Origin of the sequence: Micromonospora sp. URMC 106 (assembly GCF_051386395.1) — a bacterium.
Lineage (GTDB): Bacteria > Actinomycetota > Actinomycetes > Mycobacteriales > Micromonosporaceae > Micromonospora.
The window spans coordinates 1-13,315 of the sequence record NZ_JBPQTP010000031.1; the positions used below are offsets into that span (position 1 = coordinate 1).

Annotated in this window: 11 protein-coding genes; 9 read left to right on the top strand and 2 right to left on the bottom strand. The window is 74.4% G+C overall.

Translation table 11 applies throughout. The features are described 5' to 3' along the window. The first annotated feature begins 180 nt into the window (after window positions 1–180). A complete protein-coding gene (locus ACSNOB_RS12685) occupies window positions 181–879 on the top strand; it encodes a lysophospholipid acyltransferase family protein (protein ID WP_436686844.1) in 699 nt (232 codons plus the stop codon). A 139-nt stretch (window positions 880–1,018) separates the two neighbouring features. Here the strand turns inward: ACSNOB_RS12685 and ACSNOB_RS12690 are convergent, their stop codons facing one another. Then, window positions 1,019–2,110, bottom strand: a complete 1,092-nt coding sequence (locus tag ACSNOB_RS12690) for a hypothetical protein (RefSeq protein WP_436686874.1) — start codon at window positions 2,108–2,110, stop codon at window positions 1,019–1,021. 854 nt (window positions 2,111–2,964) lie between these two features. Here ACSNOB_RS12690 and ACSNOB_RS12695 point away from each other — a divergent pair. From ACSNOB_RS12695 to ACSNOB_RS12730, 8 genes are all read left to right on the top strand, one after another. Then, on the top strand, window positions 2,965–4,950 hold the full coding sequence (locus ACSNOB_RS12695; protein ID WP_436686845.1) for a TIGR03960 family B12-binding radical SAM protein: 1,986 nt from the start codon (window positions 2,965–2,967) through the stop codon (window positions 4,948–4,950). A 183-nt stretch (window positions 4,951–5,133) separates the two neighbouring features. Then, a complete protein-coding gene (locus tag ACSNOB_RS12700; RefSeq protein WP_436686875.1) occupies window positions 5,134–5,853 on the top strand; it encodes a TIGR03936 family radical SAM-associated protein in 720 nt (239 codons plus the stop codon). 131 nt (window positions 5,854–5,984) lie between these two features. Next, a complete protein-coding gene (locus ACSNOB_RS12705) occupies window positions 5,985–9,110 on the top strand; it encodes an Rne/Rng family ribonuclease (protein ID WP_436686846.1) in 3,126 nt (1,041 codons plus the stop codon). A 117-nt stretch (window positions 9,111–9,227) separates the two neighbouring features. Continuing rightward, a complete protein-coding gene (locus ACSNOB_RS12710) occupies window positions 9,228–9,719 on the top strand; it encodes a hypothetical protein (RefSeq protein ID WP_436686847.1) in 492 nt (163 codons plus the stop codon). A 165-nt stretch (window positions 9,720–9,884) separates the two neighbouring features. Beyond that, entirely contained in the window at window positions 9,885–10,199 is a 315-nt protein-coding gene (rplU, locus tag ACSNOB_RS12715) for a 50S ribosomal protein L21 (RefSeq protein WP_393112176.1), read from the top strand. An 11-nt stretch (window positions 10,200–10,210) separates the two neighbouring features. Next, a complete protein-coding gene (gene rpmA, locus ACSNOB_RS12720; RefSeq protein WP_088975624.1) occupies window positions 10,211–10,465 on the top strand; it encodes a 50S ribosomal protein L27 in 255 nt (84 codons plus the stop codon). A gap of 92 nt (window positions 10,466–10,557) precedes the next feature. Continuing rightward, on the top strand, window positions 10,558–12,024 hold the full coding sequence (gene obgE, locus ACSNOB_RS12725) for a GTPase ObgE (protein ID WP_393112178.1): 1,467 nt from the start codon (window positions 10,558–10,560) through the stop codon (window positions 12,022–12,024). 70 nt (window positions 12,025–12,094) lie between these two features. After that, entirely contained in the window at window positions 12,095–12,544 is a 450-nt protein-coding gene (locus tag ACSNOB_RS12730) for a GNAT family N-acetyltransferase (protein WP_393112180.1), read from the top strand. A gap of 35 nt (window positions 12,545–12,579) precedes the next feature. On the opposite strand, the gene ACSNOB_RS12735 is transcribed toward ACSNOB_RS12730, so the two are convergent. Further along, complete coding sequence (locus tag ACSNOB_RS12735; RefSeq protein WP_436686848.1) at window positions 12,580–13,239, bottom strand: DUF6766 family protein; 660 nt, start codon at window positions 13,237–13,239, stop codon at window positions 12,580–12,582. Window positions 13,240–13,315: the final 76 nt, after the last annotated feature.

Below are 13,315 nucleotides of genomic sequence, written 5' to 3' on the forward strand. Positions count from 1 at the left end.
CCCCCCCCCCCCCCCCCCCCCCCCCCCCCCCCCCCCCCCCCCCCCCCCCCCCCACGACCGGACCCGCCCGGGCCCGACAGGCCCGTTCACCAGCCGGTCGGCCCGCCACCCGTGCGGCACCCCGTGGACCCGTCCGCTACCGTGACACCGCCCGCCCGCACACGATCCGCCGGAGGACCAGTGCCCCTGCTCTACACCATCGGCAAGCTCACCGTGGCGCCCGCGCTCCGGTTGGCCTTCCGTCCGACCGTGGAGGGGTTGGAGTACATCCCGGAGACCGGTGGCGCGATCTTCGCGGGCAATCACCTCTCCGTCGCCGACGAGCTGTTCCTCGGCACCGTCGTGCCCCGGCACCTGGCGTTCTGGGCGAAGTCGGAGTACTTCAAGGGCACCGGCCCGAAGGGCGCCTTCTCCAGGTTCGTGCTCACCGGCCTGGGCGCCATCCCGGTGGAACGGGCCGGCGGCCGGGCGGCACTGTCCGCGTTCGACGCCGCCATCCCGGTGCTCAAGGCCGGCGACCTGGTCGCCGTCTATCCGGAGGGGACCCGGTCGCCGGACGGCCGGCTCTACCGGGGGCGCACCGGCGCGGCCCGGCTGGCGGTGGCGGCCGGCGTGCCGATCATCCCCGTCGGCATGCTCGGCACCGACAAGGCCCAGCCCATCGGGACCCGGGTGCCCCGCCCCGGCCGCGCCAAGATCACCGTACGGTTCGGCAAGCCGCTGGACTTCACCGGCCGGCCGGACGACCGCACCTCCCTGCGGGCGATGACCGACGAGATCATGGCCGAGATCCAGAAGCTGACCGGCCAGGAGTACGTCCCCCGCTACGCCCCGCCGCGCGCGCACCCGCCGGTCGCCGGCGAGCCCGGCGCCGTCTGAGCTGTCCCGGGGCGGCGTCGCGCCGCTCCCCGGTCGACGTCCTCGTCCGCGTCGCCGGCCCGGCGATCGCGCGGGCCGGCGAGCCGACGCCGCGGCAGGCACGGACCCCGTACGCCGGCCGCCCGGGGAAGGCTCCGGCTCAGCCCTGCTCGGCGGTGACGATCTGCTCCCGCAGGGTGCCGAGCAGGGCGGCGCTGTCGTCGACGGAGAGCCGGGTGAAGACCGCGGTGGTGATGCTGCCGTGGTCGACGGAGGTGCAGACGACCACGTCGTCGCCGTCGGCGCGGCCCACCGCGCAGCGCTCGTGCCGGCCGCGTACGCCGGTGTCGACCACCTGCGCCTCGCCGAGGGAGTACTGCCCGGCCAGCCGGGTGATCTCGTCCTGCGCGTCCGACTCGGGGGTGAGGCGGAAGCCGGTGCCGCCGAAGACCGTCACCCGCTTGCCCGCGGACGTGCTGTAGACGCCCGCGAAGGTGTCCTCGGCCAGCCAGTGCGCCTTGCGTACCTCCGCCTCCAGGCGCTTGGCGGTCTCCTTGCTGTTGTTGTCGTCGCGCAGCCGCAGGTCCGCCACCTCTGCGGGAAGGGTGGCGCTGGCCGGGTACTGCGACGCCATCGGCACCCCGTAGTAGGCCGGGCAGCCGCAGCAGCAGGCCAGCGTGAGCAGCAGCACCCACGGCCAGCGGCGACGCTTGCGGACGGCGACCGGGACGTACCCCTTGGGGGCCTGGAAGCCGGGCGGCGGCGCAGCCGGCGGGGTCTTCGCCCGCCGCTGCCGTGGCGGCGCGGGCGGTGGAGGCGGGGGCGCCGCCGGCTGCACCGGGACGGCCGCCCGGGAGACCGGCGCGGCGGGGCGCGCGACCGGCGGCGGCGAGACCGGGTAGGCGACCGGCGGCGCGTCGTGCCGCGGCGGGGTCGGACGCGGCGCGGGCGGCGCGGGGGAGTGGACGGGCGGCGCGGGGTGCGGCCGGGCCGGCGGCGCGGCCGGATAGGGCAGCGTCGGCGGCAGCGGCGGCAGTTCGGCCGACGGCAGCTCCCACCCGCCGGTGTCCGCGCCGGCCCACGGGTCCACCGGGGTGCGGTGCTCGGGCGGCTCCACCGGGAGCGGCGGCACCGGCGTGGGCTCGGCCGACTCGCCCCAGGCCCGCTTGCGCGGCCGCGGGGGAGGAACCGGCGCGGAGCCGCTCCACCGGGGCGCGGGCGGCTCGGCCGGCCGCTCGTCGGCGGGGAACATCCGGGTGCCCTGCGGCCCGACCGCCGGGCGAGCCTCGGCGGGTCGGTCGGCGGCGAGTGGGCGGGTGCCCTGCGGTCCGACCGCCGGCGACTCCGCCGCCGGTCCGTCGCCGGGGAGCACGCGCGTGCCCTGCGGCCCGACCGCCGGGCGGTCTGTCGCACGCCCGTCGGCGGGCGCCGGAGGAGTGTCCCCCGGCCCGGTGCCGTCGGCCGTCTCCTGCCCGGCCCCGGCGGCGGCGTCCTCCTGCCCGGCCCCGGCGGCGGCCGCCCCACCCGGGCCGGTGGACGCCTGCCCCGGGCCGGCGTCCTCTCGTCCGGCCGCGGGGACGGCGTCGTGCGGGCCGGCAGCGGCGCCCTGCGGGGCGGTGGCGCTCCCCGGGGCGGCGACAGCGTCGGGCGGAGCGGCGGAGGTCTCCGGCGTGGTGGCGGCGGTGGCGGCGTCCGGTGTGGCGGTGTCGGCGGCGCCCTCCGCGCGGTCGGTCGCGCTCGCGCCGGGATCGTCGGCGGGCAGCTCACGGGTGCCCTCCGGGCCGGTGCCGCCGGTGGGGGCGGACGTTGCGGGGGAGGACGTGGGCTCCTCGGTGAGGGCCGGATCCCGGCCCTGGTCCGGGCCCGGGGTGCTCCCGTCGGCCGGCCGGTCCGGGCCCGGCTGCGGCTGCGGCATCGCGGCAATCTCCTCTCGCGCCGGTCCGAGGTTAGTACCGCCGTGCCAGCGGGGCGATCCCGCCCACCGCCCGCTGCCGCCCCGCGGGCGAGGGTCGGGCGGGCGTCGGGTCGGGGAGCGACGACGAGCGGCCGGGCGGCGCGGCGGCGTCCGCGCGGTCCCCGCCGACGGGGCGCGTACCCTTGGGCTTCATGAGCGTCCCGTCCACCACGCCGCGCCCCGTCGCGGCCAATTCCGTCTGGCCCCGGCTGGAGCCGCTGCTGCCCCAGGTGACCAAGCCCATCCAGTACGTCGGTGGCGAGCTGGGTGCGGTGGTCAAGGACTGGGACTCGGCGGCCGTGCGTTGGGCGCTGATGTATCCCGACGCCTACGAGGTCGGCCTGCCCAACCAGGGCGTGCAGATCCTCTACGAGGTGCTCAACGAGCTGCCCGACGTGCTCGCCGAGCGGACCTACGCGGTCTGGCCGGACCTGGAGAAGCTGATGCGCGCCCACGGCGTGCCGCAGTTCACGGTCGACGCGCACCGCTCGGTGCGCAGCTTCGACGTGTTCGGCGTCTCCTTCTCCACGGAGCTGGGCTACACCAACCTGCTCACCGCGATCGACCTGGCCGGCATCCCGCTGCTCGCCACCGACCGCACCGACGCCGACCCGGTGATCGTGGCCGGTGGCCACGCGGCGTTCAACCCGGAGCCCATCGCCGACTTCGTCGACGCCGCCGTGCTCGGCGACGGCGAGGAGGCGGTCCTGGAGATCACCGCGATCGTCCGGGAGTGGAAGGCGGAGGGCTCCCCGGGCGGGCGCGACGAGCTGCTGCTGCGGCTGGCCCGCACCGAGAGCGTCTACGTGCCGCGCTTCTACGACGTGGACTACCTGCCCGACGGCCGGATCCAGCGGGTCGTGCCGAACCGGGCGGACGTGCCGTTCCGGGTGCACAAGCGCACGACCATGGACCTGGACGCCTGGCCGTACCCGAAGAAGCCCCTGGTCCCGCTCGCCGAGACGGTGCACGAGCGGTACGCGGTGGAGATCTTCCGGGGCTGCACCCGGGGTTGCCGCTTCTGTCAGGCGGGCATGATCACCCGGCCGGTCCGCGAGCGCTCCATCACCACGGTGGGGCAGATGGTGCAGCAGGGCCTGGAGTTCTCCGGCTTCCACGAGGTGGGCCTGCTGTCGCTGTCGTCGGCCGACCACTCCGAGATCGGCGACATGTGTTCGGGCCTCGCCCAGCAGTACGAGGGCACCAACGTGTCGCTGTCGCTGCCGTCGACGCGGGTCGACGCCTTCAACATCGACCTCGCGCAGGAGCTGTCCCGCAACGGGCGGCGCACCGGTCTGACCTTCGCCCCGGAGGGCGGCTCGGAGCGGATCCGCAAGGTCATCAACAAGATGGTGTCGAAGGAAGACCTGATCCGCACCGTCGTCACCGCGTACACCAACGGGTGGCGGCAGGTGAAGCTGTACTTCATGTGCGGCCTGCCCACCGAGACCGACGAGGACGTCCTCGAGATCGCGGACATGGCGCACGAGGTGATCAGGGCGGGGCGGGCGGCCACCGGCAGCAAGGACATCCGCTGCACGGTTTCCATCGGCGGGTTCGTGCCGAAGCCGCACACCCCGTTCCAGTGGGCGGCGATGGAGCGGCCGGAGGTCATCGACGGCCGGCTGAAGATGCTCAAGCAGGCGATCAACTCCGACCGCTCGCTCGGCCGGGCGATCGGCTTCCGCTACCACGACGGCGAGCCCTCCCTGATCGAGGGCCTGCTCAGCCGGGGCGACCGCCGGGTCGGCGCGGTGATCCGCAAGGTCTGGGAGAACGGCGGCCGGTTCGACGGGTGGAGCGAGCACTTCTCCTACCAGCGCTGGGTGGACGCGGCGGCCGAGGTACTGCCCGCCTTCGGGGTCGACCTCGACTGGTACACCACCCGCGAGCGCGACGAGTTGGAGGTCCTGCCCTGGGACCACCTGGACTCGGGTCTGGACAAGGACTGGCTCTGGCAGGACTGGCAGGACTCGCTCTCGGAGTACGAGCAGGACGACTGCCGGTGGACCCCGTGCTTCGACTGCGGCGTCTGCCCGTCGATGGACACCGAGATCCAGATCGGCCCGACCGGGAAGAAGCTCCTCCCGCTCACCCCGATCAACAGCCTGAAGCTTCCCACGGGCGCGCAGCAGTAACCCGCCCCGGCCTGACGGCCCGCCCCGGGCCCACTCCGTTGATCATGAGTTTGTTGTCACCGCCGTCGCGGGTCGTCGACAATGACTTCATGATCAACGAGCACTGACCGAACGAGGAGCACGACGATCAGTAGGAAACCACAGCCAGAGGGCGGCCAGGCACCGGTCGTCCAGCGCGTCCGGATCCGGTACGCCAAGCGTGGCCCGTTGCGCTTCACCTCGCACCGGGACTTCGCGCGGGCGTTCGAGCGGGCGCTGCGCCGGGCCGGCGTGCCGATCGCCTTCTCCCAGGGCTTCACCCCGCACCCCAAGATCTCGTACGCCAGCGCGGCGCCCACCGGGGTGGCGAGCGAGGCGGAATACCTGGAGATCGGCCTCCGCGAGCCGGTCGACCCGCGGGAGCTGCGCGCCGCGCTGGACGCCGCGCTCTCGCCGGGGCTCGACGTGCTCGACGCCGTCGTGGCCGGCGGCGGGAGTCTTGCCGATCGGATCGAGGCCTCGCACTGGCGGATCGAGCTGCCCGAGGTCGACCCCGCCGTCCTGGAGCGGGCGGTTTCCGCCTTCACCGCCGCGGACGAGGTGCTGGTCGAGCGGATGACCAAGCAGGGGCGGCGCACCTTCGACGCCCGCGCCGCAGTGCTCCGCATCGATGTCGTCGCGCCGACGGAGACGCCTTCCGGGGCCCCGGCCGTACCGTGTGCGATACTCGAACTGGTCGTGCGGCAGGTCACCCCCTCCGTGCGGCCCGATGACGTCCTTTCCGGCCTCCGCGTGGTGGCCGCCCTGGAGCCGCCGGTCTCCCCGAGGGTGATCCGGCTGGCACAGGGCACGCTGACCGCGCAGGGTGCGATCGCGGATCCGTTGGACGCGGACCGCGACGGGGCAACCATCGGTGAACGCTGACCGACGGTCGGCGTTCAGGCAGGCAGACTTCGGCGGTCGCGCACCCTGCGCGCCCGGCGGAAACACTTTTGCGGCGACCCTGCGTGGCAGCGCTCACCCGCGCCCGGGGCAGCCAGAACTGGAGAACGTCCATGCTCGAGAACGAGCCCGAGGGCGGCGAACGGACCGGTTCACAGCCGGCCGAACAGACCGCTGACAACAGCACCACCCGGAACACCACCGGCGCGGAGAGCGGCACCGGGGCGGAGACCTCCGCCGGCACGGCCGACGCCGGAGCGACCGAGGCGGGACAGGCCCCGGTCGCGCCCGCCCGGCGGCGTACCACCCGGCGGCGGACCGCGCCGCTGAACCAGCCGGAGCAGACCGAGGTGCCGGTCGAGGCGTCGACCGGGCCCGTGCCGGGCAGCGCCGAGGCGCCCCAGGCCGAGGTCCTCGCCCCGGTCTCCGGCGACCTCGACGTCGCCCCGAAGGCGACGCGCCGCCGCCGCAAGGCCACCACCGCCAAGGCCGCCGAGGAGCCCGCGGCGCCGGCCGCCGAGGAGGCGTCGGTGCCGGCGGGGGAGGCCCCCGTCGAGGCCGCGCCGCCGGTCAAGGCGACCCGTACCCGCCGGAAGAAGGCCGCCCCCGCGGCGGCCGAGCCGGCCGCGCAGGCCCCGGCCGACGCCGCCGGCCCGCCCACCGAGCCGGCCGCCGGGGCCGACGAGACTCCCGCCGCCACCACGCCGCAGCCCGCGACCGAGCCGCAGCCGACGACCGCCGTGCCGGAGGCGGGCACCGGGTTCGGGGCCGCCGCCGGGCCCGTCGCGGTCAGCGGCGCGGAGGCCCGCTCGGGCGAGGTCCCGCCGGGCGTCGCGGTCACCCCGCCCGCCGAGGAGGAGCCGGTCGCCGAGGAGGAGCCGGCCGTCGAGCCGGAACCGGTCGTCGAGCCGGAGCCGCGCACCCGCCGCCGGCGGGCCGCGCTCTCCGCGCCGACCGTGCTCTTCATGGCCCCGCAGCCGGAGGACATCCCGCTGGCCCGGGTCGCCACGCCCGCGCCGGCCGTGGCGGAGCCCGTCGCCGAGGAGCCCGCCGCCGAGGAGCCGGCCGAGCCGGCGCGCCGTCGCCGGCGCGGCCGCCGCGACGTCGAGGTGACCGAGGCCGTCGAGGCCGAGGAGGAGCCGACCGAGGAGGCCGAGGAGGCCGCCGAGGAAGAGGACGAGGACGAGGACGACAGCGCCGCCGCCCGCCGCCGGCGCCGCCGCGGCCGCCGGGGCCGCGGCCGGGGCAAGGGCGGTGCCGACGACGCCGAGGACGAGGAGTCCGAGGAGGCCGCGCAGGCCGAGGCGGAGGAGGCCGAAGGCGAGGAGGACGAGGAGGCCGAGGGCGGCGACGCGCTGACCCGCCGGCGCCGGCGGCGTCGTCGCCGGGGTGCCGGCGACGTCGAGGTTGGGGCCGACGACGGCGTGCCGACCGTCGTCAAGATCCGCGAGCCGCGCAAGACCGTCGACGAGGTGCAGGGCGTCTCCGGCTCGACCCGGCTGGAGGCCAAGCGCCAGCGCCGCCGCGACGGCCGCGAGCAGCGCCGGACCCGGCCGCCGATCCTCAGCGAGTCGGAGTTCCTGGCCCGCCGGGAGGCCGTCGACCGGGTGATGGCGGTGCGCCAGCGCGGCGACCGGACCCAGATCGCCGTCCTCGAGGACGGGGTGCTGGTCGAGCACTACGTCACCCGCAACTCCTCCGGCACGATGGCCGGCAACGTCTACCTCGGCAAGGTGCAGAACGTCCTGCCCAGCATGGAGGCGGCCTTCGTCGACATCGGGCGCGGCCGCAACGCCGTCCTGTACGCCGGCGAGGTCAACTGGGACATGACCGGCCTGGAGGGCCGGGCCCGCTCGATCGAGCAGGCGCTCAAGTCCGGCGACTCGGTGCTCGTGCAGGTCACCAAGGACCCGATCGGCCACAAGGGCGCCCGGCTGACCAGCCACATCGCGCTCTCCGGCCGGCACCTGGTCTACGTGCCCCACGGCAACGCCTCGGGCATCAGCCGCAAGCTGCCCGACACCGAGCGCAAGCGGCTGCGCGACGTGCTGAAGAAGCTGGTGCCGGACGGCGCGGGTGTGATCGTCCGGACCGCCGCCGAGGGCGCCAGCGAGGACGAGCTGGCCCGCGACGTCAAGCGGCTGCAGGCGCAGTGGGAGGACATCCAGGCCAAGGCGGCCGAGGGCGGCGCCCCGGTGCTGCTCTACGAGGAGCCGGACCTGGTCATCCGGGTCGTGCGGGACCTGTTCAACGAGGACTTCCGCGAGCTGGTGATCGAGGGCGACGAGTCGTACGGCATGGTCGAGTCGTACCTGTCGCACGTCTCGCCGGACCTGGTCGCCCGCCTGCGCCGGCACGTCGGCACCACCGACGTGTTCGCCACGTACCGGATCGACGAGCAGATCCTCAAGGGCCTGGACCGGAAGGTCTTCCTCCCCTCCGGCGGCCACCTGGTGATCGACCGCACCGAGGCGATGACCGTGGTCGACGTCAACACCGGCAAGTACACCGGCGCGGGCGGCAACCTGGAGGAGACGGTCACCCGGAACAACCTGGAGGCCGCCGAGGAGATCGTCCGCCAGCTCCGGCTGCGCGACATCGGCGGCATCGTGGTGATCGACTTCATCGACATGGTGCTGGAGTCGAACCGTGAGCTGGTGCTGCGCCGGCTGACCGAGTGCCTGGGGCGCGACCGCACCAAGCACCAGGTCACCGAGATCACCTCGCTCGGCCTGGTGCAGATGACGCGCAAGCGGATCGGCGCGGGCCTGCTGGAGGCGTTCAGCGAGACCTGCGAGTGCTGCAAGGGCCGGGGCCTGATCATCCACACCGAGCCGGTGCCGGAGAAGCCGCGCTCCAGCGGCGGTGCGGCGGAGAAGGTCAAGGCGGTCGCCTCGGCCGTCACCACCCCGGCGGCGGACCAGGGCGGCGGGTCGTCCCGGCGGCGGGCCCGCAAGAGCGCGCCGGTCGAGCGGACGGTGGCCGAGGTCGCCGAGGTCGACACCGAGGCCACCCCGGACGCCGACTACCACGACACCATGGGCTACGACCTGTCCCGCTACGAGGCGGACACCGCCGCCGCGGCCGAGGTCGCCGACAGCCAGACGGGCGAGTCCGCCCGGCTGGCCGCCCCGGACGACCCGGACGCGCTCGCCGACACCGACGGCGACGAGCCGGACGGCGGCTCCGGCCGGCGCCGCTCGCGGCGCAGCGGCCCGCGGCGGCGCACCCGGCCGTGACCGGCTGACCAGCCCGGCGTTTGACAGGGCCCCCTTCCCGGCAATGTCCCGAGGAGGGGGCCCTGTCGTATGGTCGATCCCCGGCCACGATCGGCCACCCCGGTCAGGAGAGGAACGATGCGCCGTCTGCTCGCCGTCACCACGGTCACCGCTGTCCTGTTCACCGGCGCCGGGTGCGCGGCCGAGCGGCCGGCGCCGGCCGCCACGGGCACCGCGTCGAGCGGGCCCACCGGCGCGGCGGCGGGTGCCCGGCCGGGGGCCGGCAGCGGGGCGGCGGGCGGCAACGCCCCCGAGGTGTGTGCCGCAGCACAGGCGGCCGGGGACACCGCCGTCCGGACGTACGTCGAGGAACTCGGCAGGATGGTCGCGGCGGTCGGGGCGAACGACGGCAGCGCCGCCGAGGCCGCCCGCAAGCGGATCCTGACGGCGTTGACCGACTGGCGGGCCGCGCTGCGCCGGGAGTCGTCCCGGGCCGAGGACGCCCAGCTCAAGACACTCCTCGCGGACATGGCGGCCGAGGTCGGCGCGCTGGGTACCGACGTCGACGCGATCGACGAGACCGAGCTGGACCGGCTCCGGCAGCGTCTCGACCAGCTCTGCGCCCGCTGACCTGCGGGGCCGGTTTGGGTGTCGGGCCTCCCATGGCGTACGCTTGCCTGCGGCGCACTTTGGTGTGCCGAGTTCCCGCGTGCCCACGCCGCCGTGCCTCTGCTACCCGGCGAGCCGCCGTGGGAACACCCGCCAGCAGCCTCAACGACAGGGAGTCCGCCTCCGATGTACGCGATCGTCAAGACCGGCGGCAAGCAGTACAAGGTCGCCGAGGGCGACGTGATCGAGGTCGAGAAGCTCGCCGGTGCCCCCGGCGACGCGGTGCAGCTCACCGCGGTGCTCCTCGTCGACGGTGACGACCTGGTGACCGACGCGGCGAAGCTTGCCACGGTCGCGGTGTCCGGCGAGATCGCCGCGCACACCAAGGGCCCGAAGATCCGGATCCACAAGTTCAAGAACAAGACCGGCTACCACAAGCGCCAGGGTCACCGCCAGCCGCTGACCCAGGTCAAGGTGACCGGCATCTCCAGCGGGAAGTAGGTCGTCCTCAGATGGCTCACAAAAAGGGTGCGTCCAGCTCGCGCAACGGTCGTGACTCCGCGGCTCAGCGGCTCGGCGTGAAGCGCTTCGGTGGTCAGGTCGTCAGCGCGGGTGAGATCCTCATCCGTCAGCGTGGCACCAAGTTCCACCCCGGTGACCTGGTCGGCCGCGGCGGAGACGACACGCTCTTCGCGCTGGCCGCCGGTGCGGTCCAGTTCGGCACCAAGCGCGGTCGCAAGACCGTCAGCATCGTGCCGCAGCAGTAGTTCCTCCGGCGCAGCGGGCCGCGGACCTCGTGTCCCGGCCCGCTTCGCTTTTCTCGTGCGGGGCGTCGACCTCGCTGGAAGGATTGACGCCCGTGGCGACGTTCGTTGACCGGGTCGTCCTGCACCTGCAGGCCGGCGATGGTGGGCACGGTTGTGTCTCGATCCACCGGGAGAAGTTCAAGCCGTTCGGCGGCCCCGACGGCGGCAACGGCGGGCACGGCGGCAGCGTGTCCCTGGAGGTCGACCCGCAGGTCACGACGCTGCTCGACTTCCACTTCCGCCCGCACGTCAAGGCCGAGAACGGCAAGGGCGGCGCCGGATCGAACCGGGACGGCGCGAACGGGCGCAACCTCGTGCTGAAGGTGCCGAACGGCACGGTCGTGCAGGCCCTCGACGGCACCGTGCTGGCCGACATGGTCGGCGCCGGCACGACCTTCGAGGTGGCCCGGGGCGGGCGCGGCGGCCGGGGCAACGCGTCCCTGGCCAACGCCCGGCGCAAGGCCCCCGGCTTCGCCGAGCTGGGCGAGCCCGGCGAACAGCTCGACGTGGTGCTGGAGCTCAAGAGCGTCGCCGACGTCGGCCTGGTGGGCTTCCCGTCGGCCGGCAAGTCGTCGCTGATCTCGGTGATCTCCGCCGCCAAGCCCAAGATCGCCGACTACCCGTTCACCACCCTGGTGCCCAACCTGGGCGTGGTCCGGGTGGACAACCACACCTTCACGGTCGCCGACGTGCCGGGCCTGATCCCTGGGGCGGCCACCGGCAAGGGCCTCGGCCTGGAGTTCCTGCGGCACATCGAGCGCTGCTCGGTGCTGGTGCACGTCATCGACACCGCGACCCTGGAGCCCGGCCGGGACCCGGTCGCCGACATCGACACCATCGAGGCCGAGCTGACCGAGTACGGCGGCCTGGCCGACCGGCCCCGCCTGGTGGCGCTGAACAAGGTCGACGTGCCGGACGGCCGGGACCTGGCCGAGATCGTCCGCCCCGACCTGGAGGAGCGCGGCTTCCGGGTGTTCGAGGTCTCCGCGGCCACCCGGGAGGGGCTGAAGGAGCTGACGTACGCCATGGCCGAGCTGGTGGAGCAGGCGCGCAGCGCCGCGCCGCCGGCCGAGCCGACCCGGATCGTGATCCGGCCGACGGCGGTCGACGACGCCGGCTTCACGATCGAGGCCGCGCCGGACGGCGCCTGGGTCGTGCGGGGCGTCCGCCCCGAGCGGTGGGTACGGCAGACGAACTTCGACAACGACGAGGCGGTGGGCTACCTGGCCGACCGGCTGGCCCGCCTGGGCGTCGAGGAGAAGCTCGGCAAGGCCGGCGCGGAGCCGGGCGACCTGGTCCGGATCGGCGACCGCGAGTTCGACTGGCAGCCGACCCTCTACGCCGGCGCCGACTTCGTCCCGGGCAACCGGGGCACCGACGTCCGGCTGGAGGAGAAGTCGACCCGCGCCTCGGCGGCGGAGCGGCTGGCGGCCCGCAAGGCCCGCCGGCGCCGGCCGGAGGACGAGATCGAGGGCACGGACGCCGACGTCTCCGACGACGTTCCCGACGACGCCGAATAGCTCGTTGCGCTCCGTGACCGCGACGGTTTCCGGAAACCTTCGGGAAACGCGACCGGCCTAACGTGGCGGGATGCTGATCGAGACGCGTCCCGCCACCGACCCCGAGATCGCCACCCTGGTGATCGCCCAGCAGCGCGAGCTGCGCGAGGCCGACGGGGGACTGGACGGTCAGGCGACGGTCACCCACGACGACATCCGGTACCTGGCGGTGGTGGTCGACGGGCGGGCGGTCGCCTGCGGCGGTCTGCAGGCCCTGGCCGACGGCAGCGGCGAGATCAAGCGGATGTACGTGCGACCGGCGTACCGGGGGCGCGGCATCGCCCGGCAACTGCTCACCGCCCTCGAGGAGCTGGCCTACCAGCACGGGCACCGCAGGGTCTGCCTGGAGACCGGGACGTACCTGCCGGCCGCGATCGGGCTCTACACCTCCTGCGGCTACGAGCCGATCCCGGTCTACGGCGAGTACGTCGACAACCCGTACAGCGTCTGCTTCGCCAAGCGGCTCTCCGTCCCGGCCTGACGCCGGCGGCCCCGGCGGCCGGCCGGGCCGCAGGGTCAGTCGCCGGTGTGCGCGTGCGCCATCGTGACCGGCTTCGACTCGGGCGAGGCGTGCTGGCGCAGGAAGATGCTCAGCACGATCAGCGTGCCGACGGCGAGGAACTCGCTCTGCCAGTTCTGCATGGACTGGAACCAGAACTCGCTGGTGCCGAGGAACTCCCAGACGCCGATCGGTGGCGCCCCGCTCTGCAGCGCCTGCTGCTCGTTGTACTCGGCTGTCCCGCCGAGCAGGTGACCGACGAACGAGCCGGCGAAGATCAGCAGCAGCGCGATGGAGAGGCTGTTCCGGTAGACGATCAGGGGCAGCCCGCCGACGCGCACCGGCCAGGGCGAGTCGGGGGTCGCTTGCCGCTCGTCGTCCTCGGGCCGGTCGGTCTGCTCCACCGGCTTCGACTCCGCCGACCCGCGCTGCACGAGGTACGCGGTGAGCAGCACGTAGCCGCCCATCTGGAGGAACTCCGACTCCCAGTTCTCGAAGACCGACTCGATGAAGTGACCGCTGCGCAGGTACGCCGGCCAACTCGTCGGCGCGGCCCCGAACCCGGTCAACTCCTCGTTGTGGGCGTGCCAACCAAAGACGCTCTGCAACACCAGGAAGACAAGGAACGCGCCGAACATCGCGATGGTGAGCGCGTTGTCGCGCAGCCACTTCGGCATGCTGCCCTCCTCGTCGACGGCCCTTGATCCTCCGGTGCCCGAACGGTGGGCCGGGCAAACGCCGCAGCCGGTAGGC

What these genes read in the sequence shown, in the direction of transcription:
- ACSNOB_RS12690 (WP_436686874.1), bottom strand. Translation starts at nt 2,110, where the DNA reads ATGTTCCCCGCCGACGAGCGGCCGGCCGAGCCGCCCGCGCCCCGGTGG.
- ACSNOB_RS12695 (WP_436686845.1), top strand. Translation starts at nt 2,965, where the DNA reads ATGAGCGTCCCGTCCACCACGCCGCGCCCCGTCGCGGCCAATTCCGTC.
- ACSNOB_RS12705 (WP_436686846.1), top strand. Translation starts at nt 5,985, where the DNA reads ATGCTCGAGAACGAGCCCGAGGGCGGCGAACGGACCGGTTCACAGCCG.
- ACSNOB_RS12710 (WP_436686847.1), top strand. Translation starts at nt 9,228, where the DNA reads ATGCGCCGTCTGCTCGCCGTCACCACGGTCACCGCTGTCCTGTTCACC.
- rplU (WP_393112176.1), top strand. Translation starts at nt 9,885, where the DNA reads ATGTACGCGATCGTCAAGACCGGCGGCAAGCAGTACAAGGTCGCCGAG.
- rpmA (WP_088975624.1), top strand. Translation starts at nt 10,211, where the DNA reads ATGGCTCACAAAAAGGGTGCGTCCAGCTCGCGCAACGGTCGTGACTCC.
- ACSNOB_RS12730 (WP_393112180.1), top strand. Translation starts at nt 12,095, where the DNA reads ATGCTGATCGAGACGCGTCCCGCCACCGACCCCGAGATCGCCACCCTG.
- ACSNOB_RS12735 (WP_436686848.1), bottom strand. Translation starts at nt 13,239, where the DNA reads ATGCCGAAGTGGCTGCGCGACAACGCGCTCACCATCGCGATGTTCGGC.